Genomic DNA, 21,079 nt, shown 5'->3' on the forward strand with positions numbered 1-21,079 from the left:
AAAGAGGAGTAATACGTGGACTTTAGCATAAAAACAATCGACGCAAAAAGTGCCTCGACTGCCCATAAAGCAATTAAAACTGGCTGTATCGTGGTCGGTGTGTTCGAAAACAAGAAACTTTCCGCCGTTGCAGCAAGCCTGGACAAGGCTGGCGACATCGCCGCAGCCCTGAAATCCGGTGATATTACAGGAAAAGCGGGTACTTCCCTGTTGTTGCGTAACATCGCTGATGTGGCTGCCGAACGCGTATTGCTGGTAGGTCTGGGTGAAGAAGCGTCCACTGTCAGCGACAAAGCCTACAATCAGGCTGTGCAGGCTGCCGCCCGTACACTGGCTGCGCTTGGTGCCAATGATGCGGTTCTGGCCTTGCCAGCGGTCAAGGACCGTGACCTGGGCTGGTCTATCCGTAGTGCAGTTCTGGCCTTCCGCGAAAGCATTTTCCGTGCTGATGCACTGAAAAGCAAGAAAGACACATCCACTGCGGGTGTCAAGAAAGTCGCATTTGCTGTCTCTGCCGCAGAAGCAACTGCTGCCAAAAATGCATTATCGCAAAGCGAAGCCCTCGCGAACGGCATGGATCTGACCAAGGAACTGGGCAACCTGCCACCGAATATCTGCACACCTACTCACCTGGCCAACACCGCCCGGAAAATCGCAACTGACTACAAAATGGTTGCCGAAGTGCTGGACCGCAAACAGATCCAGGCCCTGAAAATGGGTAGTTTCCTGTCTGTGACCAATGGCACGGTAGAACCACCGAAATTCATCGTGCTCAAGCACAATGGTGGCAAAGCCAAGGATGCGCCAGTCGTTCTGGTTGGCAAGGGCATCACTTTTGACTCTGGCGGTATCTCGCTGAAAGCTGGCGCCGGCATGGATGAAATGAAATACGACATGGGTGGTGCGGCTTCCGTACTGGGTACCATGCGTGCCATCGGTGAAATGAAGCTGAAGCTGAACGTCATCGCCGTCATCCCGACTTGCGAAAACATGCCGTCCGGCAGTGCAACCCGCCCTGGTGATATCGTCACTTCCATGTCTGGCCAAACCATCGAAATCCTGAATACGGATGCCGAAGGCCGCCTGATCCTGTGCGACGCCCTGACTTATGCAGAACGCTTCAAGCCAGCAGCCGTAGTTGACGTGGCTACACTGACTGGTGCCTGCGTGACTTCTTTGGGTCACCATAATTCCGGCCTGTTCACCCGCCATGACGAAGCACACGACAAACTGGCAGCAGAATTGCTGGCAGCAGGCAAGCAAACTGGCGACACCGCATGGCGCATGCCTATCGAAGAAGCGTATAACGAGCAACTGAAATCCAATTTTGCCGACATGGCAAATATTGGCGGTCCGGCCGGTGGCAGCATTACCGCAGCCTGCTTCCTTGAGCGCTACACCAGGAAATACACCTGGGCGCATCTGGATATCGCTGGCACAGCCTGGAAATCTGGCGCAGCCAAAGGCTCCACTGGTCGCCCAGTACCTTTGCTGACTACTTTCCTGATCAACCGCGCAGGCTGATACAGCCTCCCAAGTTAGCGCAAAGCTGAACTGAAAGGCCCCGGTCTGGAATATCCAGACCGGGGCCTTCTTGTTTTATTAGCTTGTCTGCTTCTTGCCTGTTCCGCAGCAGTGATTATGGTTTAAACCATAATTCGCTACGGCTGAGCGGCATATTGGCCGGATTCAGAAAAGGATTTCGCAATTCCAGTACGGTCCTCTGTTTCAAACCGGCTTTCTGTATGGACGTTTGATGGTATTTCAGGAAAATCTTTTCGAATTGCCCGTTCCTGATCATCATTTCCAGGCCATTGTTCAAATCATCGGCAAATTGGCGTTTGTTCGGGGCAACAAAGAAATAATAGGCCGCAGGATAATGCAGCGCGATATCCGGACTGACTGACAGTTTTTTACCGGTATGCAGTTCTTGTTCCTTCCAGATTTCCAGGATGGAGCGAGGGAAATAATCAAAACGCCCTGCTTCCAGCATGCTGAACAATGCCTCATACGAATTGGCGGTCGCCACTGTCAGTCCATTGCTTTCCAGGACTTTGACGTCCGGCCAATCTAGTTCCTGCCCAGCCGAATAGGCATGCATGTCATGAAGCGTTTTTACATCCTTGAACAGGTTTTTCTGTTCGCTCCGCACCAGAGGAATGCGCCAACCCAGCAAGCCTTTGTCGATGGGTATCTTGATCGCAATCAACGATTTTTCCCTTTCATCGGTGGACATGCTCCACAGCAGATCGACTTCCCTCGTACCGTTTTTCATTTCATGCACGGCCCGCCCTTGCTGCATCTGCGCATGGCTGGGTAATAACTGGTATTTATTGGCCGAAAAAGAAAGCGCCTCGGTCAATAATTCATTGATATAGTCGAAATGGCTGTCTGTCTTGGCCGAGGGGCGCGGGTAGCGAATGATATTCGGATCCGCCACAGCAAGTTGCACACCCAGGATAGACAGGCAAAAAAACAGGACTGCGGAGTACTTGTTCATAATTGGAATAATAAGTGCAGTAGACTGGATTTTAGTCTCATTCCAGTATGATGCCATCGAGAAACTCCAGCGCAAAAGTCAAGAATTGAAAACAAAAACTAAGCAATTTATTCACTTTTAACTACACCTTGCGTATTGACTGGCGGTACGGCGTTGCAGGCATCAGTGAACCGCTTCATTTTCAGCAGACGCCGTATAATATCGAACAGACAAGCTGTGACCGTACAGCCACATTAATCCAGATGCGTAATAAAAACACATCAATCAAATCGATAAAAACATGAAATTAGTTACGTGGAATGTTAACTCCCTGAAGGTCAGGCTGCCGCAAGTCTTGCAGTGGCTGGAAACCAATCCTGTCGATGTCCTGTGCATACAGGAAACCAAACTGACGGATGACAAATTCCCTCAGGCAGAGATAGAAGCAGCTGGTTACCATGTGGTCTTTACCGGGCAAAAAACCTATAACGGCGTGGCAATTGTATCGAAGCATCCGATCACAGATGTGCAGAAAAACAATCCGCAATTTGAAGATGAACAGCAACGCATCATTGCTGCCACCATAGAAGGCATACGCATCATTTGCGCCTATGTACCAAATGGTCAGGCACTGGATTCCGACAAGTTTCAATACAAATTGAAATGGCTGGCGGCGCTGGAAAACTGGGTCAGGGATGAAATGACACGCCACCCAAAACTGGCCGTGCTGGGTGATTACAATATCGCCCCGGAAGACCGCGATGTGCATGACCCTGCCGCCTGGGAAGGCATGAACCTGGTGTCACCGCAGGAAAGAACTGCTCTGAAAAACCTGATCGCCCTGGGTCTGACAGATAGCTTCCGGCAGTTTGAACAGGCAGAAAAATCATTCAGCTGGTGGGATTATCGCGCACTGGGTTTCCGCCTGAATAAAGGTGTACGCATAGACCACATACTGCTATCAGAAGAGCTGGCAAAACAGTGCACGTCCTGCATCATCGACCGCGTACCACGCAAGTGGGAGCAACCATCGGACCATGCACCGGTGATTGCAACGTTGGGCTAAGCGGGCGTTTCTTCCTGGAGGCAACCTGTCTGCAAGCGACAGGTACGTCGTTGGACTCTGTTGATGACTGTGCGAATTGTCCTTCTTGCGTATTGGCCTATTTTTCAGAGATAAAATGCAGATACTCAGCACCGAAAGATTGAATTTAAGAGTCATCACCACTGACGACGCGGCCTTTTATCTGGCGCTGATCAATGATCCGTCCTTCATTGCGAATATTCACGACAAGGGTATACGGACGCTGGAAGCGGCGACTGAATCCATCATCAATGGCCCGCTGATCAGTCAGGCAAAAAATGGTTTCAGCCTGTATGTGGTTGAACGCAAGGACGATGCGCAGCCCATGGGGCTATGCGGCCTCGTGAAACGCGAGACTCTGAAAAATATAGACATCGGCTATGCTTTCCTGCCGCAGTATCTGGGTCAGGGTTATGCCAGGGAAGCCGCCAGGGCAACTGTCGAGTATGCGCGCAGCCATTTGCAGTTACCCAAGCTGGCGGCCATCACCTCACCCGCGAATCACAGTTCCAATAAATTGCTGCAAAGTCTGGGTTTTATACTGGAAGCGGTGGTGGTACTGGATGGTGAAACCAGAGACACCAACCTGTATGGGTATGAATTTGCTGGCAAGAACTGATTCCCTGGGCAGGAATCAGTTACAGGCGGCCAAGCTGCATTAAAGAAACCGGTCCAGAATTTTGCGACTATGCCTGTCTATTTCAAACATGTCGCGTATCAAAAACTGTATGCCGTGATTATCGGTAATCAGTAAAGATGCCCTGCCGATACGACGGATGTCTTCATCGCCTTTCAGGACAAATTCTGTCTCACCCCTGTCGGTGCTGACTTTCCAGGTACAGGGCAAGGCAAAGCTGGTGACGCTGTCGATTCGGCTGATTTCGGGCATGAATTCGCGCCCTTCCAGCTCTTCCAGTACCAGCATCCTTGATTCTTCCGACAAGTCATCCAGTTGATCTATCCAGGCGACCTCGCGGCCATCGGTCAGTACCATGGAGATGCTGATCAATGGTGACTGGATAGGAAATGCCCTGACCGGGCTGACGCCTTCAAAGACTTCACCGGCTTCATTGGTCAGAATGAGTTTGCCAAACGCATTGCGGCTGAGTTCAAATTTTGTGGTGCTCATGTGTTCAATCCTCCGCCAGCTCTGCCACGTTTTCTGCGGCATTCCGGGCCTGTGCCTGATACAGATTGTAGTAAGCCCCTTCTTTCGCCATCAATTCATCATGGCTGCCCACTTCCACTACCTGGCCACGGTCCAGTACGACCAGACGGTCTGCCTTGTGCAGTGTTGATAAGCGGTGGGCGATGGCGATGGTGGTACGGCCTTGCACCAGATTGTCCAGCGCTTTCTGGATTTCTTTTTCTGTCTGTGAATCGACGGAAGACGTGGCTTCATCCATGATCAAAATACGCGGGTCGATCAACAGGGCACGGGCGATGGAAATGCGCTGGCGCTCGCCACCCGACAAACCCTGACCACGCTCGCCCACCATGGAATCATAACCCTGTGGCAAACGCAGTATGAATTCATGGGCATGGGCAGCACGCGCTGCGGCGATGATTTCGTCGCGGGTCGCATCTGGCTTGCCGTAGGCGATATTTTCGGCGATGGTGCCAAAGAACAGGAAGGGTTCCTGCAATACCAGGCCAATGTTGCTACGGTAGTCGGATACGGCAAACGAGCGTATATCGACGCCATCCAGTAAAATCGCGCCTTCGGACACATCATAGAAACGGCAGATCAGATTCACCAGCGTACTTTTGCCTGAACCGCTATGTCCTACCAGACCAATCATTTCACCCGGTCTGATGTTCAGATTGATGCCACGATTCACCGCCCGGTTACCGTAACGGAAACCGACTTCACGCAATTCTATCTGGCCCTTGACTTCTTTTACCTTCACCGGATTTTGCGGATCTGGCACGCTGGATACATGGTCAAGAATATCGAAAATACGCTTGGCTGCCGATGCCGATTTCTGGGTAACAGAAACGATGCGGCTCATGGAATCGATACGACCATAGAAATTGCTGATGAAAGCAACCGCAGCCACCAGAGAACCGACAGTAATATCACCTTTTGAAATCTGCCAGATACCAAAACCCCAGACCACCAGAATGCCAAGATCAGTCAGAAACGACACGGTAGGTGAAAACAGCGACCAGACCTTGTTAAGCTTGTCGTTGACCGCCAGATTATGTTTGTTGGCTTCACGGAAACGACCTGCTTCACGCTTCTCCTGTGCAAAGGCCTTGACCACACGTATACCCGGAATGGTGTCGGCCAGGACATTCGTCACCTCGCCCCATACCCGGTCTATCTTTTCAAAGCCGGTACGCAATTTGTCTCGCACCAGATGGATCATCCAGGCAATAAATGGCAACGGCAGCAAAGTCACCAGAGCCAGCTTGGTATTAATCTGCAACAGAAAAGCCGCAGTCATGATGAACATCAGCACGTCAGTCGCAAAGTCAAGCAAGTGCAGCGACAGGTAAACGCAGATGCGGTCACTTTCACTACCTATGCGTGACATCAGGTCACCAGTGCGTTTACCACCAAAATATTCCAGCGACAATTTCAGCAGATGTTCATAGGTGGCGGTACGCAAATCTGCACCTATGCGCTCTGACACCAGTGCCAGGATATAAGTCTTGCCCCAGCTCAGCAGCCATGCAATAACCGCAGAACCAAGCAAACCACCGATGTAAAACACCACCAGTTTAGGATCAACATGCGCACCGTTTTGATAAGGAATCAGCACCTCATCCGTTAACGGCTTGGTCAGGTAACGCGGGATCATGTGCGCCGCCGTACCCAGCAACATCAGCGTAAAGCCGATGAACAGTTGCAGGCGGTAAGGATGAGCGAAGCGCCAAAGACGCAACAGCGTCCAGGTGGATGGTGGTGTATAGATCACCTTGGTGCAGACCGGGCATTCTTCCTGATCCGGTTCCAGCACGGCCTTGCAGCTAGGGCAGATATTTTGCTCTGCGCGGACTACCGGCATACCCGTGATATGGCTTTGCAACTGTTCTCTGAATTGATCCAGCAGGCGTATTGCATGCAGGTTCTGGCCCAGGGTAAAACGCCAGTTGGCCAGCAAACCCTGCTCATCGGTCAATTCCAGATGACCGACACCGGCATGGTCATGATGACTTAATTGCAAGCCTTGGCGAAATTCCCATGACTGCCAGTCATTGGAGCCGGATAATTTTGTCAGCAAACGGCGATCGGTCAGGACAAGCATGCCCTTGCGAAAGCGAAGTTTGCTGTCGAGGTCAACCTCAAGGGTAGTTAAAACGTTTTCGCCTTGTGCGATCTGCTTGCTCAATTCGGCTTGCCAACTCGCAGGTAGCGACAGAACAGGCTGCCCGGGATTGAATTGTGTTGTGGTCATCGTGAAACGAACTCCGGCTCAAGAGCTGGTCCTGAACAAAATCAGGACATATTTTTTAGCAAAAGGGATAACTTGGTTTCCGTTTCAGGCATAAGCCATGTCACGGAAGCAGCAATTTACGGTATTCTATCGAAAGAAAAATAATCAGATCAATCTGATCAAGAGGATGAACTGCTTTTGCGCTGGCGCGCAAGTATATCAGCAAGCGTGCCTTTCCAATTCGCTTTCACTACGATATACAACGCGTCATTATGACTTTGGCAAGACTTTCTTCTACAGGGAAAAGCAGTTCATTCAGGGAAACGAAGAAAAGCTCTAAAATTGGACTCAGACAACATGTTCCGGCAAGCTGTGGCAAGTTACAGCAAGGCATAGTGGCAGTTTTATGCAAGTCCTGCAAAAAATGACAAGATCTGGTCTGTATAACCAGGCTTATAAAAGTTTACATACATGACAACAAACAAGAAAGACATCCGCATTCTTAGCGCAACGCACTTGCGTGGCCCGAATATCTGGACTTACCGCCCTGTGATAGAAGCAGTGCTGGATATTGGTGCGCTGGAAGAGTTTCCATCGAATAAGATCCCCGGCCTCTACGAACGCCTGACTGCCTGGTTGCCAGGCATCATAGAACATCGCTGCGGTGTCGGTGAGCGTGGCGGATTTCTTGAGCGCCTGCGTGAAGGCACCTGGTCGGGTCATATCCTTGAACACGTCGTGCTGGAATTGCAAAACCTGGCAGGCATGCGTACCGGTTTTGGCCAGACCCGTTCTACCAATGTGGCCGGTGTCTACAAAATGGCATTCCGCACCCGTGAAGAACAGGTTGGCCGTGCCGCACTGGAAACAGGACGTGATCTGCTGATGGCTGCGATAGAAGACCGGCCCTTTGATGTACAAACCAAAGTAAGCGAGTTGCGTGAACTGGTCGATGACCGTTGCCTGGGCCCGAGTACTGCCAGCATCGTTGATGCAGCGACTGAACGCCGCATTCCATCCATACGCCTGACCGACGGCAACCTGGTGCAACTGGGCCATGGTGCTGCCCAGCGCCGCATATGGACAGCAGAAACAGATCGTACAGGTGCAATTGCCGAAAGCATCGCCAGCGACAAGGACCTGACCAAGACCCTGCTGCAATCCTGCGGCGTGCCGGTGCCTGAAGGTTCACTGGTACGCAGTGCCGAAGAAGCATGGGAAGAAGCACAGGATATTGGCCTGCCGGTCGTCATCAAACCCTATGACGGCAACCATGGCCGTGGTGTTTCATTAAACCTGATGAGCAAGGAAGACGTGTTTGCTGCCTATGAACTGGCAGCCCGCAAGGGTGAAAGCAAGAGCGTCATCGTCGAACGTTTTGTCACTGGTGATGAACATCGCGTGCTGGTCGTTGGCAACCAGGTGGTCGCCGTTGGCAAAGGTGAATCGCTGTGGGTGACTGGCGATGGTACATCGAATATCACTGCCCTGGTCGACAGCCAGATCAACACTGACCCGCGCCGTGGCACTACCGAAGATTGTCCGCTGAATGCGCTGGACCCTGCTGCTGGTGCAGAAATCATACTGGAATTAAAACGTCAGGGCATGGATGCCAATTCCATCCCGCTGGCCGGACAAAAAGTCCTGATACAGCCCAACGGTAATGTCGCACTTGATGTCACCGACCAGATACATCCCGATATTGCCTACGCAGCGACACTCGCAGCCCGCATCATCGGCCTGGATATTGCCGGCGTTGATCTGGTTGCGGAAGATATCTCGCGCCCCATGTCAGAGCAAGGTGCAGCGATTATCGAAGTCAATGCCAGCCCCGGCCTGCTGGCCCACATCAAACCGGCGAATGGCGAAGGCCGCCCGGTTGGCAAGGCCATCATCAATCATTTGTTTGCCCCGGATGAAACTGGTCGCATCAGCATTGTCGGTGTCGCCGGTACCAAAGGCTGCAGCCTGATCGCCCGCCTGATCGGTGCACTAATCCATATCAGCGGCAAGGAAACCGGTGTTGCCTGCGCCCAGGGCCTGTACCTGAACAAGCGCCTGGTCACCGACGGCAACTGCGCCAACTGGGAAGCTGGCCAACGTTTGCTGATCAACCGCTCGGTGCAAGCCGCCGTGTTTGAAACCAATGCCAAAACCATACTGACGGATGGTCTTGCCTATGACAAATGCGCCGTTGGTGTCGTCACCGACCTCGAAGGTTATGCCGATCTGGCAGCCCACTACATAGACAGCCCCGACCAGATGCGCAAGATCATCCGCACTCAGGTTGACGTTATTCTTCCAGATGGTGTCGCGGTATTGAATGCGGCTGACCCGGCAGTGGTGGATCTGGCAGAACTATGTGACGGCAAGGTGATTTATTATGGCCTGGACCCGGAACTGGAAGCCATCGTCAACCATCGTGCGCTGAATGAGCGCGTGGTATTTTTGCGTGATCAACACATCGTCCTGGCTAGTGGTGAAAACGAATCTGCACTGCTGCCGTTAAGCTCTTTGAAACCCGCCAAGGTAGCGCAACTGGACAGCGTACTGGCAGCAGTTGCCGCCGCCTGGGCTTTGAACATCACGCCAGAATTGATAGGTGCAGGACTGAGGACGTTTGACTCCAATCAGAAATCTGCTTACTGAGTGTCTGATTGTACTGAGTGACGTGTCAGTGAATGCCGCACCTGATGGGCATTAAAAACACTGACACAACACTGACGCAACACTGACACAAATAATTATTTACGTAATTTTTTAGAATTTGCTGCTTATTTGCTATTCCTCTGACGCTGTGACCTCCGGCTTATAAAAAGCCGGCATGCAGAAATGCAGCGCACTGTCATTTAAAGCCTTTTTCAACAGGACTAAGTTTTATGGAAGTATCACGCATCCGTGCCCTGCGCGGTCCCAATCTCTGGAGCCACCACACGGCCGTAGAAGCGATTGTTACCTGCACCCAGGAAGAGCTGTCAATTGCTGGCCTGAACGGATTTGAAGACCGTTTGCGTGCCTTGTTCCCTGAATTGAGCATCTTGCAGCCGACTGGTCATGATGACGCCATCCCCATGGCCCATGTATTTGAACTGACCGCCCTTGGCCTACAGGCAGAAGCCGGTTGCCCTGTCACATTCAGCCGTACCACGCAAACGCTGGAAGCAGGCGTATTTCAGGTAGTGGTTGAATACAGCGAAGAAGCAGTAGGCCGCCTGGCAGTCGAACTGGCAGACAAACTCATACAGGCCGCACTGAAGCACGAAGCCTTTGACCTGACCGCTGCGCTGGACCAGTTGCGTGAACTGGATGAAGATGTGCGTCTGGGCCCATCAACCGGCTCCATCGTGAATGCCGCCGTGGCCCGCAACATACCGTATCGTCGACTGACCGATGGCAGCCTTGTTGCCTTTGGCTGGGGCAGCCGCCAGCGCAAGATACAGGCCGCCGAAATGGATGGCACCAGCGCGATTGCCGAAGCCATTGCCCAGGACAAGGAACTGACCAAGAAATTGCTGCATGCAGCCGGTGTACCCGTGCCGCTGGGGCGTTCGGTATCCGACCCCGATGATGCCTGGGCAGCAGCTTTGGAAATTGGCCTGCCAGTAGTCGTCAAACCCAAGGATGGTAATCAGGGCAAAGGTGTAACCGTCAACGTCACCACCCGTGAACAACTGGATGCCGGTTTTCATGCCGCCAGCGAATTCCGTGATGACATCCTGGTTGAACGCTTTTTGCCCGGCAACGATTTCCGCCTGCTGGTGGTCGGCAACAAGCTGGTTGCCGCCGCCCGCCGTGACCCGCCACAAGTGGTGGGGGATGGCAAGAAAACCGTCCGGGAACTGGTGGATCAGGTCAACAAAGACCCACGTCGCGGCAGTGGCCATTCCACTTCCCTGACCAAAATCCGTTTCGATGATATTGCCCTTGCCAGCCTGGCTAAACAAGGCTTTGAGGCCGATTCCATCCCACCCAAAGGCCAGCGCGTTGTCTTGCGCAACAATGCCAACCTGTCGACAGGTGGCGCCGCTACCGATGTCACCGATGATGTGCATCCCGAAGTTGCTGCACGTGCCGTGGCCGCGGCACACATGGTTGGCCTTGATATTTGCGGTGTTGATCTGGTCTGCGACAGCGTATTGAAACCCATAGAATTGCAAAATGGCGGCATCGTCGAAGTCAATGCCGCACCTGGCCTGCGCATGCATCTGTCCCCCTCCTTTGGCAAGGGCCGCCAGGTTGGCGAAGCCATTATTGCCTCCATGTTTGATGACAATGATGACGGACGCATTCCGATTATTGCAGTCACCGGCACCAACGGCAAAACCACCACCGTACGCCTGATCGCCCACCTGCTGACCGCCAGCGGTTTGCGCACCGGCATGACGAATACCGATGGCGTCTACGTGGCAGGCCGCCAGATAGACAGTGGTGATTGCAGCGGCCCGCGCAGCGCCCGCAATGTATTGTCGCATCCTGATGTTGATGCTGCCGTCTTTGAAACCGCCCGTGGCGGTGTCCTGCGCGAAGGTCTGGCGTATGACCGTTGTCAGGTGGCGGTGGTCACCAATATCGGTTCTGGCGACCATCTGGGCCTGAACTACATCACTACTGTCGAAGATCTGGCTGTGCTGAAGCGCGTCATCGTGCAAAACGTGGCTGACAATGGTTATGCGGTGTTGAATGCGGCGGACCCGATTGTCGCCAACATGGCATCCAACTGCCCGTCTCCCGTTATCTTCTTTGCGGCCGATCACCAGCATCCCGTGATGTCTGCCCATCGTGCTCAGGGCAGGCGTGCCGTGTATGTTGAAAACGGCCACCTGGTGGCGGCAGAAGGCAAAATGCGCCACAACATTCCCCTGTCCGATATTCCCATCACCCGCAATGGCAGCATAGGCTTCCAGGTGGAAAACGTGATGGCATCGGTGGCCGCCGCCTGGGCCATCAATATCAGTTGGGACAGCATACGCGCCGGCCTGAAAACATTTGCGAATGAAGCCGACAATGCACCGGGTCGTTTTAATGTATTCAATTTCCGCGGTGCGACCCTGATTGCCGATTATGGCCATAATCCGGACGCGATTCTGGCCCTGGTACGTGCGGTAGAAACCATGCCCGCCAAGCGTCGTTCTGTCGTCATCAGCGGTGCCGGTGACCGCCGTGACCAGGACATCCGGCAACAGACCGAAATCCTCGGTGAGTCATTCGATGATGTGGTTCTGTACCAGGATCAATGTCAGCGCGGCCGTGCCGATGGTGAAGTCATCGCCCTCTTGCGTGAAGGCCTGGGCAATGCCAGCAAAACCTCACGCGTTGATGAAATCACCGGTGAATTCATCGCCATTGATCTGGCCATGGATAGACTGGAAGCTGGCGACCTCTGCCTGATCCTCATCGATCAGGTAGAAGAAGCCCTGGCGCATATTGCCAAACGTGTTGCGGCTGGATAAATCTCGTTAATGCACCAATAAAAAATGCCGGGCTTGATAAAAAGCCCGGCATTTTTTATTGGTGAAACCCAAAATCAACACGCCATGAATCAACACCTAAATCAACACCTAAATCAACACCTAAATCAACACCTAAATCAACACCCAAATAAGCGCCCTAAATCAGGAAACCGCTGCTGCCGTTCTTACTATTGCGCAAACCGGCCAGCGGCAGGTGCTTGTCATTGACAATCTCGCCATCCAGCATCAGTGACGTGTAGCGCAGGCAGCAAACCCGCAGGAAAGATGAAAAATTGTCGATCTGCCCGCGATAAGCCATCAACTCATCATACAGCTTGGTAATGAGTTGATTGATATTCATGCCATCGCGCTCCGCGATTTCCTGCAAGACTTGCCAGAACAGTTTTTCAAGCCGTATCGAAGTAACGACACCATGCAAGCGTATCGAACGTGCCTTGGATTCGTACAGGGCCGGATCGGCTTTTACAAAGATTTCACACATCATCCCTCCCGCATAACATCAAGTAGGTCTATCTGATGATTATACGTCAATGCCTGATTTACAATTTGATTTCCGTGCCCAGCAATTGCAGGAACTGCCCTATCCATGCAGGGTGTGCTGGCCAGGCTGGTGCAGTGACAAAATTCTTGTCAGTCACGGCATCAGTCACGGCAATATTGGCGTAATGACCGCCGGCTGCTTCAACTTCTGGCTGGCACGCCGGGTAGGCTGAACACTTGATACCTTCCAGCACTTTGGCGGCGGCCAGAATCTGCGCGCCGTGACATACCGCTGCAATGGGTTTGTTTGCCTGCGCAAAATGCTGGACGATGGCGATCACTTGCGGATTCAGGCGCAGGTATTCAGGTGCACGCCCACCCGGTATCAGCAGGGCATCGTACTCTTGCGCCTGGACACTGGCAAAGTCATGCGTAATGGTGAAGCGGTGGCCTGGCTTTTCTGTATAAGTCTGCTGGCCTTCAAAATCATGAATGGCAGTGGCAACATAATCCCCCGGCTTTTTATCCGGGCACACCGCGTGTACCGCATGCCCAACGGCCAGCAGGCTTTGAAAAGGCACCATGGCCTCGTAATCTTCCACAAAATCACCCACCAGCATAAGAATTTTTTTGGCAGCCATGATGTCTCCTGATTTATGTATAAATGGAAACTGATTGTTGAGCAAATTCTGCGCAAGGTGGTAATGACTGGTTACTACATTGGACAAAAATATTGCCGTTCAACATCAGGGCAATCTGCCTCTTTACCAGCAAGCAAAGCCAGAACGGTTTTGCAGTGGATCAATTTGTTGCTTCAGACACACTTAAGGATGAATTAAGCTGCGAATGCGCAGATAACGTTACATAATTGTCTTATCTGACATAATTGTTCTGGCTATCTACAGGAGATGGCAAGAACTCGTATAAAATTCATGATGTATTAAGAGCAAGCGCCTCAAAATGAAGTTCAGCACAGCACCACTCGTATGGAGACAAAATGGCGGAAGCGGGATTATTGTATAAGAATCAGGTAATGCTGCTCACACAGACCTTTTTCATCAAGGACAATAAAAACGAATTATTACTGGGCGCGCACAAATACGATTTCGACATCCTGTTTTTTGACCAGATGAGTGATTTCGTCATGGCAGTGCAAAGTTCCGAGAGTAATAATCTGTTTGTGATTGACCTCGATGTGCTTTACAACATGCAGGACGACATGCAGCATAACCGCCGGCAAACCATGTTCCTGAGTGATTTGCTGCAACGCCTGCCTGCCGACAAAAATTACATCTATCTGCAAACGGTACGCCAGGGTGAACGCTTTCTGCTGCAACAAAAACTGGTCGACAGCAACTGCCAGGCCTATGCAGAAAAGCCGATCACCAACGATGTGCTGGTCGACAAACTGTTCAATATTTTTGCCCAGAATAAGCGCGGTGAATCGAATACCGTTGTCTATCTTGGCGACAAGCCCATGCTGGATGTCGATTTACTGGCCGCCAACCAGATAGAGCTATTGCACTATCAGGATGGTCGTTCACTGCATGTGCGCGTCAAGGAAGTACAACCGGATGTGGTGCTCATAGAAGAAGCCCAGTACCTGCAGACCGAAGCACTGGTGCGCGTGCTGAAGAAAAACATAGAATTTGATCCTGGCCGCGAAATCATCCTGCTTCAAAACAGCCTGAACCCTGCCCTCGCCCGCCGTGCCCTGGACAGCGGTTTCGATGAAATCCTGACACCCAATGATGCCGATGTCCTGACCCGTCAGTTACTGAACCGCATCAATAAAATCCGCGCCAGCAAAGACCTGATCAGCCGTGACCGTGCCACCGGCCTGCTGAACAAGGTGGGCCTGCAAAAGAAAGCCCAGGAATGGATACGCCGCGCCACCCGGGAAGACAAACCTATGGCCTATGGCATCATCGATATCGACAAATTCAAAACCATCAATGACACCTGGGGCCATTATTTTGGCGACATCGTCATTAAACGCCTGTCTTTGGTTCTGTCGGCACAACTGGGCGAGCGCGACCTGTTAAGCCGCTTTGGTGGCGAAGAATTTGTCGTTGTGTTCTGGGACAGTACGCTGGAACAGGGCAAGCAAAAGCTGGATGCCATGCGCGAGGCCTTTGGCAAAATTGCTTTTGAAGTCAAACCCCGTGAACATAAAAACTTCAGCTTCAGTGGTGGTGTCGCTGACTTCCCCGCCTGCAAGACCGAGAATGAAATGTTCCTGCGGGCAGATGCAATGCTGTATCTGGCCAAGCAAGGCGGGCGGAATCAGGTCTGTATTTCGGGTAAATGAATTTCGGGTAAATGATATTGGAACTCAGTCCTATTGATAAACTGAGTTCTGCTTACCGGCTCCGCGACGCCTCTATCTTGCCAAGCAACCATTGCAATCCCGCCAGGTGCTGCTGATCATGGCTGCATAAATAATGAATCAGGCTGCGCAAGGTCAACGGCCCATAGCCTTCAAATTCGGCAGTACGGTTCAACTGCGCATCATGCAAATCACGGATGATGCCCATTGTTTTTAGTCTGGCAGCCCGGAATGAAACAAATACTTCCGTCACGTCCTGGCCGGCATAATCACGTTCTTTGGCCAGGGGTTCGCTATCGATGGATGCCAGCAAGGGATGGTGTTCATTCAGCGTACGTTCAAAACGCAGGTGATAGCCTTCTATCTCAATATCCCTGATATGACAGACTTGTTCAATGGCGGTAAACGGCTCGCTGGGCACACCATCCCAGGATGCAGGTGCCCAATGCTGGAAACCTTGCGGGATAAGTGAATAATGTGCTTCCAACTGCTGCGGGAAGCTTGCAAGTGTGTCCAGGGTAAGAGCATTCATAGTCATCATTTATTTAACGCTAACAGATTCAAGTGAGTCATGCCCACCTGCCCCAAACAACTGCTGTTTGACATGGGCAAGCTGATCCCTTACCTGCGCGGCTTTTTCAAATTCCAGATTCTTCGCATGATCCAGCATGAGTTTTTCCAGGCGCTTGATTTCGCGGCTGATCTGTTTCTCACTCATGACTTCATAACGCGCCTGCTCTTGCGCCACAGCCAGTTCTTCCCGCGCTTCTTGCGGATTGTAGACGCCGTCGATGATGTCCTTGATCTGCTTGCGTATGCCAACCGGGGTAATATTATTGGCCAGGTTGAAGGCTAGCTGCTTGTTGCGACGGCGTTCAGTTTCACCTATGGCGCGTCGCATGGAATCTGTCATCTTGTCGGCATACAGGATAGCCTTGCCGTGCAAATTACGCGCTGCGCGGCCTATGGTCTGGATCAGGCTGCGTTCAGAACGCAGGAAGCCTTCCTTGTCCGCATCCAGTATCGCCACCAGAGACACTTCAGGAATATCCAGCCCCTCGCGCAACAGGTTGATACCGACCAGCACATCAAACGTACCCAGACGCAGATCACGGATAATCTCTACCCGTTCAACCGTATCAATATCGCTATGCAGGTAACGCACCTTGATACCGTTTTCCCCCAGAAATTCGGTCAACTGTTCTGACATGCGTTTGGTCAGGGTCGTGACCAGTACACGTTCCTCTTTTTTTACACGTTCGATAATCTGGTTCATCAGGTCATCGACTTGGGTCAGGGCCGGACGTACTTCAATTTCCGGGTCCACCAGGCCGGTAGGCCTGACCACCTGCTCTACTGTCTGATCAGAATGCTTGTCTTCATAATCACCCGGCGTGGCCGAGACAAATACGGTCTGGCGCAATTTGCTTTCGAATTCGGCAAACTTCAGCGGACGGTTATCCAGCGCCGACGGCAGGCGGAAGCCATAATCCACCAGATTGGTCTTGCGCGCCCTGTCGCCGTTGTACATGCCGTTCAACTGGCCTGTCAGTACATGTGACTCATCCAGGAACATCAAAGCATCTGCCGGCAGGTAATCCACCAGGGTTGGTGGTGGCTCACCGGCCTTGGCACCGCTCAGATGGCGCGAATAATTTTCAATACCCTTGGTAAAGCCGATCTCGGCCATCATTTCCAGGTCAAAACGGGTACGCTGTTCTATGCGCTGCTCTTCTATGAGTTTGTTTTCACGCCGGAAGAAATCCAGGCGCTCACGCAATTCTTCCTTGATGGTGTCAATGGCACGCAAGACGGTTTCGCGCGGGGTCACATAATGCGAGCTAGGGTAGACCGTGAAACGAGGTATCTTTTGCTTGATGCGCCCGGTAAGCGGGTCAAACAATTGCAGGTTTTCGATTTCATCATCGAACATTTCCACGCGCACGGCCATTTCGGCATGTTCTGCCGGGAAAATGTCGATCGTATCACCACGCACACGGAAAGTACCGCGCCCAAAATCGACTTCATTGCGCTTGTACTGCATTTGTATCAGGCGGGCGATGACATCGCGCTGGCTGACCTTGTCCTTGGCGCGCAGGGTCAGAATCATCTTGTGGTATTCGCTGGGGTTACCGATACCATAGATGGCCGACACAGTTGCCACGATGATTACATCACGTCTTTCCATCAGCGATTTGGTACAGGACAGACGCATCTGTTCTATATGTTCATTGATGGCAGAATCTTTCTCAATAAACAAGTCGCGCTGCGGAACATACGCTTCTGGTTGATAGTAATCGTAATAACTGACAAAATACTCTACCGCATTGCGTGGAAAGAATTCCCTGAACTCACTGTACAACTGTGCCGCCAGGGTTTTATTAGGTGCAAAAATAATCGCCGGCCTGCCGGTTCTGGCGATGACATTCGCCATCGTATAGGTCTTACCCGACCCCGTCACCCCCAGCAGTGTCTGAAAAAACAAACCGTCACTGATTCCCTCTACCAGTTGCGCAATCGCCGCTGGCTGATCCCCGGCTGGCTGAAACATTTGGTACAGCTGATAGGGTGAATCTGGAAAACTGATAAATTTTGCTTCGTCCAGCTGTTCTGACAAAGCGACTGAATTGACTGGTGCTACCGCCATGATGCTATTACCTTTGCTAAAATAGGTGGCTGTACTATGCAATCTGCCTGATTCCAACCTTTACTGTCGGCAACGACAACTCTTTCAATATTATCACGATGACCGCTCCTGCTTCTTCCCCCCTGTTTTCTGCCATAGAAATGGCCCCCCGCGACCCTATCCTGGGCATCACCGAAGCCTTCAATGCTGACCAGAACGCCGCCAAGGTCAACCTGGGCGTAGGTGTATATTATGACGACAATGGCAAAGTGCCATTGCTGGAATGCGTCAAAAAAGCGGAAGCTATTTTGATGGAAAAATTCTCTCCACGCACTTACCTGCCTATCGAAGGCCTGGCTGCCTATGACAAGGCAGTGCAGGAACTGGTATTTGGTGCTGACAGCGACGTCGTCAAGGAAAAACGGGCGATTACCGCACAAGCCATAGGCGGCACAGGTGCCCTGAAGCTAGGCGCTGACTTCCTGCAACGTTTCAGCCCGACTTCTGAAGTCTGGATCAGCGATCCAAGCTGGGAAAACCACCGTGCCCTGTTTGAATCGGCTGGTTTCAAGGTCAATTCTTACCCGTATTACGACGCAAACACCCGTGGCGTCAATTTCGCCGGCATGCTGGATGCATTGAAATCCATGCCTGAAGGCTCTATCGTCCTGTTGCACGCCTGCTGCCACAACCCTACCGGTGCCGACCTGACTGATGATCAATGGACACAAGTGATTGAAGTTGTCAGCACACGCAATCTGGTTCCTTTCCTCGATATGGCTTATCAAGGCTTTGGTGACGGCATCGAAGCCGATGGCAAGGTCGTACGCCGCTTTGCAGAGGCTGGTGGTGCACTGTTCGTATCCAATTCCTTCTCCAAGTCTTTTTCGCTGTATGGCGAACGTGTAGGCGCCCTGAGCATTGCCGCATCCAGCGCCGAAGAAGCTGCACGCATCATGTCACAATTAAAACGCGTGATCCGTACCAACTACTCCAACCCGCCTACCCATGGTGGCCAGGTCGTGGCAACAGTGCTGGCTACACCAGAACTGCGTCAGTTGTGGGAAGAGGAACTGGCAGGCATGCGTGTACGCATACGCGAAATGCGCACTGCCTTCGTCAGCAAGCTCAAGGACAAGGCACCGGGCCACAACTTTGACTTTGTCATCCAGCAACGCGGCATGTTCTCGTATTCTGGCCTGACAAAAGAACAGGTTGGCCAGCTGCGCGATAAGAACTCCATCTACGCCGTTGATACCGGACGCATCTGCGTTGCTGCCCTCAACAGCAAAAATATAGACAATGTCATAGCAGCGATTACTCGGGTTTTGTAATTCGATTTGGCCAGAGTGTTGACAAACACGGGTCCGAAGCATATAATCTTTGTCTCTGTTCCCTGATAGCTCAGTTGGTAGAGCGACGGACTGTTAATCCGCAGGTCCCTGGTTCGAGTCCAGGTCGGGGAGCCACAGAATTTGAAGTAAGTAGTGAACTTAATAAAAAATCACTGCAAAAAGTTTAACGAAGATGATCAAATCTTCTATTCCCTGATAGCTCAGTTGGTAGAGCGACGGACTGTTAATCCGCAGGTCCCTGGTTCGAGTCCAGGTCGGGGAGCCAAATTTAGGAAAGAGTTACTTGCCCAGGCCAGTAACTCTTTTTTTTCCGCCCTTTTTTCGTTCTTTTTCCGCCATGCTCCATGGCACAGCCAGTCTGTCAGAATTCAAAGCTTTGTTTTTTATGTACGCGGCGTAAAATCAAACAGGCAATTCAGATATGGCGGCTGCTACAAATTTACCGGTTAATGTACATCTCCGGCCCCCAAAAATTGTACAAGCCTCCCCTCTCTTCCAGTCAGCATTCAAAAGCAAGCTCGCAAAACCCCCTCTGCTTCAACAGATACTCTTTAGTTTAGTCATAATCATTTTCTGAGTAGCCCCACTGTTCATTTTCTAGCTAAATTGACCCTATAAGTTTGATCCACCTTCCATTTCCTGGCGAAGCCCGCTGCTTGGTCATACGACCCATTAAATCCCTGCTCTGTCAGATCCAAGTGAATCCGTTTTAAGCTAGGTTGTTGCTTGCGATTTTTGTATGACCAGATGGCCAGGAAGTGTTTCAATTTGGCCGCTGCAATTCGAGCGCGAGGTTCCAGCGGCTTCAGTGTTGAGATCAGGGTGTGACGTGAGTATGATAAATTTTGCTGACTATCGTCCATTTACCTTCGACCTTCAGAAGCTGGAAGAAATCGCTGAAGGAAAAGCCCGAGACGTCGTTGGAGTCGATGCGCGCACTGGCGGCGGTGCCCACGATGTCCACTTTGACGATCACGCTCTGAGCTTCGGGTGATGGGCGAAATGGCGGGTTGTCGATGCCATCAAACAGCTCTTGAATCGGGCCGCCAGTCAGCTTGCCCTTGGCGTCGACGCTGAAAATGGTGGCCTTTTCGCTGAAGGCTGGCTTCATGATGCTGCTTTTGGCCTGTTTGCAGCCATCGATGTACATGTTCAGCACTTGGACGATGGCTTGATAATCTTTAACGTAAGTAGGTTTGCGAATGGTCTTGCTACTGGCAGCCTGTTGGCCACCCTGCAAGTCTGCGGCTTGAGCAGCCGCGCCGAAGCCAGAAATGATTGCCGCGAACAACAAGGTCTTGAAAAAGGTCATTTTCATTTAGTCACTCTTGATAAGTGTTGCAATTGCTGATGGAGGCGGCAGACCTGGCCAGAGGCGTGATCTGCCGCGCGTGTTCAATCCGGACTGGACAATACAGACTTAAGATCAAGGCGCTACGTGGGTATGGAAGATCTTGCTGACTATCGTCCATTTACCTTCGACCTTCAGCAGGTGGAAGAAATCGCTGAAGGAAAAACCCGAGACATCGTTAGAGTCGATACGAGCACTGGCGGCGGTGCCTACGATATCGACTTTAACGACCACACTCTGCGCCTCAGGCGACGGGTGGAACGCGCTGTCGATGCCGTCGAACAGTCCCTGGATCGGGCCGCCAGTCAGATTGCTGTCGCCATTGACACTAAACATCGTTGCCTGCTCACTGAAAGCTGGTTTCATGACGCTACTTTTAGCCTGTTTGCAGCCATCGATGTACTTGTTCAGTACCACAACGATAGCTTGATAGTCCTGCACGTAGGTAGGTTTGCTCATTTTTTACTCCTGATTGGTCATTCGAGTCGTTGTAAAAGCCGGTCGCTTTGACCGGCACGGGG

General features: G+C 51.9%; 16 protein-coding genes and 2 tRNA genes. 9 read left to right on the top strand and 9 right to left on the bottom strand.

The window, feature by feature from the left end; genetic code table 11:
• The first annotated feature begins 15 nt into the window (after positions 1–15).
• Positions 16–1,524 (top strand): leucyl aminopeptidase, encoded by a 1,509-nt coding sequence (locus ACO0LK_RS19655; RefSeq protein ID WP_422978004.1) that lies wholly within the window; start codon positions 16–18, stop codon positions 1,522–1,524.
• 115 nt (positions 1,525–1,639) lie between these two features.
• Here ACO0LK_RS19655 and ACO0LK_RS19660 read toward each other — a convergent pair whose 3' ends face one another.
• Positions 1,640–2,500, bottom strand: a complete 861-nt coding sequence (locus ACO0LK_RS19660) for a substrate-binding periplasmic protein (RefSeq protein ID WP_422978006.1) — start codon at positions 2,498–2,500, stop codon at positions 1,640–1,642.
• A 280-nt stretch (positions 2,501–2,780) separates the two neighbouring features.
• Here ACO0LK_RS19660 and xth point away from each other — a divergent pair, with 280 nt between their 5' ends.
• Both xth and ACO0LK_RS19670 read left to right on the top strand, forming a co-directional pair.
• Positions 2,781–3,545: an exodeoxyribonuclease III gene (xth, locus tag ACO0LK_RS19665; RefSeq protein ID WP_422978008.1), complete on the top strand. Its 765-nt coding sequence runs from the start codon at positions 2,781–2,783 to the stop codon at positions 3,543–3,545.
• A 115-nt stretch (positions 3,546–3,660) separates the two neighbouring features.
• On the top strand, positions 3,661–4,182 hold the full coding sequence (locus tag ACO0LK_RS19670) for a GNAT family N-acetyltransferase (protein ID WP_422978010.1): 522 nt from the start codon (positions 3,661–3,663) through the stop codon (positions 4,180–4,182).
• Between the two features lie 39 nt (positions 4,183–4,221).
• On the opposite strand, the gene ACO0LK_RS19675 is transcribed toward ACO0LK_RS19670, so the two are convergent.
• On the bottom strand, positions 4,222–4,692 hold the full coding sequence (locus ACO0LK_RS19675) for a DUF1854 domain-containing protein (protein WP_422978012.1): 471 nt from the start codon (positions 4,690–4,692) through the stop codon (positions 4,222–4,224).
• Between the two features lie 4 nt (positions 4,693–4,696).
• Positions 4,697–6,817 carry an ABC transporter ATP-binding protein gene (locus tag ACO0LK_RS19680; RefSeq protein ID WP_422978049.1) on the bottom strand — a complete coding sequence of 707 codons (2,121 nt, stop codon included), beginning with the start codon at positions 6,815–6,817 and terminating at the stop codon, positions 4,697–4,699.
• A gap of 600 nt (positions 6,818–7,417) precedes the next feature.
• Between ACO0LK_RS19680 and cphA (ACO0LK_RS19685) the strand changes: the two genes are divergently transcribed.
• Both cphA (ACO0LK_RS19685) and cphA (ACO0LK_RS19690) read left to right on the top strand, forming a co-directional pair.
• Complete coding sequence (gene cphA / locus ACO0LK_RS19685; RefSeq protein ID WP_422978014.1) at positions 7,418–9,595, top strand: cyanophycin synthetase; 2,178 nt, start codon at positions 7,418–7,420, stop codon at positions 9,593–9,595.
• A 230-nt stretch (positions 9,596–9,825) separates the two neighbouring features.
• Positions 9,826–12,396 (top strand): cyanophycin synthetase, encoded by a 2,571-nt coding sequence (cphA, locus tag ACO0LK_RS19690; protein ID WP_186949276.1) that lies wholly within the window; start codon positions 9,826–9,828, stop codon positions 12,394–12,396.
• A gap of 157 nt (positions 12,397–12,553) precedes the next feature.
• On the opposite strand, the gene ACO0LK_RS19695 is transcribed toward cphA (ACO0LK_RS19690), so the two are convergent.
• Both ACO0LK_RS19695 and ACO0LK_RS19700 read right to left on the bottom strand, forming a co-directional pair.
• Positions 12,554–12,898, bottom strand: coding sequence for a ribbon-helix-helix domain-containing protein (locus ACO0LK_RS19695; RefSeq protein WP_422978016.1), 345 nt, complete (start codon positions 12,896–12,898; stop codon positions 12,554–12,556).
• Positions 12,899–12,956: 58 nt separating this feature from the next.
• Positions 12,957–13,538, bottom strand: coding sequence for a DJ-1/PfpI family protein (locus ACO0LK_RS19700; protein ID WP_422978018.1), 582 nt, complete (start codon positions 13,536–13,538; stop codon positions 12,957–12,959).
• 392 nt (positions 13,539–13,930) lie between these two features.
• Here ACO0LK_RS19700 and ACO0LK_RS19705 point away from each other — a divergent pair, with 392 nt between their 5' ends.
• Entirely contained in the window at positions 13,931–15,208 is a 1,278-nt protein-coding gene (locus tag ACO0LK_RS19705) for a GGDEF domain-containing protein (protein WP_422978020.1), read from the top strand.
• 52 nt (positions 15,209–15,260) lie between these two features.
• Here the strand turns inward: ACO0LK_RS19705 and ACO0LK_RS19710 are convergent, their stop codons facing one another.
• Complete coding sequence (locus ACO0LK_RS19710; RefSeq protein ID WP_422978022.1) at positions 15,261–15,758, bottom strand: DinB family protein; 498 nt, start codon at positions 15,756–15,758, stop codon at positions 15,261–15,263.
• Between the two features lie 9 nt (positions 15,759–15,767).
• Positions 15,768–17,873 carry an excinuclease ABC subunit UvrB gene (gene uvrB / locus ACO0LK_RS19715; RefSeq protein WP_422978024.1) on the bottom strand — a complete coding sequence of 702 codons (2,106 nt, stop codon included), beginning with the start codon at positions 17,871–17,873 and terminating at the stop codon, positions 15,768–15,770.
• A 98-nt stretch (positions 17,874–17,971) separates the two neighbouring features.
• On the opposite strand from uvrB, the gene ACO0LK_RS19720 reads away from it, so the two are divergent.
• The 3 genes from ACO0LK_RS19720 (at position 17,972) to ACO0LK_RS19730 (ending at position 19,472) form a co-directional block, all read left to right on the top strand.
• On the top strand, positions 17,972–19,186 hold the full coding sequence (locus ACO0LK_RS19720; protein WP_422978026.1) for an aromatic amino acid transaminase: 1,215 nt from the start codon (positions 17,972–17,974) through the stop codon (positions 19,184–19,186).
• 59 nt (positions 19,187–19,245) lie between these two features.
• Positions 19,246–19,321, top strand: a tRNA-Asn gene (locus tag ACO0LK_RS19725).
• Between the two features lie 75 nt (positions 19,322–19,396).
• A tRNA-Asn gene (locus ACO0LK_RS19730) sits at positions 19,397–19,472 on the top strand.
• A 552-nt stretch (positions 19,473–20,024) separates the two neighbouring features.
• Here the strand turns inward: ACO0LK_RS19730 and ACO0LK_RS19735 are convergent.
• Complete coding sequence (locus ACO0LK_RS19735) at positions 20,025–20,525, bottom strand: nuclear transport factor 2 family protein (protein WP_422978028.1); 501 nt, start codon at positions 20,523–20,525, stop codon at positions 20,025–20,027.
• A gap of 108 nt (positions 20,526–20,633) precedes the next feature.
• Complete coding sequence (locus tag ACO0LK_RS19740; RefSeq protein ID WP_422978030.1) at positions 20,634–21,017, bottom strand: nuclear transport factor 2 family protein; 384 nt, start codon at positions 21,015–21,017, stop codon at positions 20,634–20,636.
• Between the last annotated feature and the right edge of the window lie 62 nt (positions 21,018–21,079).

Origin of the sequence: Undibacterium sp. Ji49W (assembly GCF_049340205.1) — a bacterium.
Classification (GTDB): Bacteria; Pseudomonadota; Gammaproteobacteria; order Burkholderiales; family Burkholderiaceae_D; genus Undibacterium.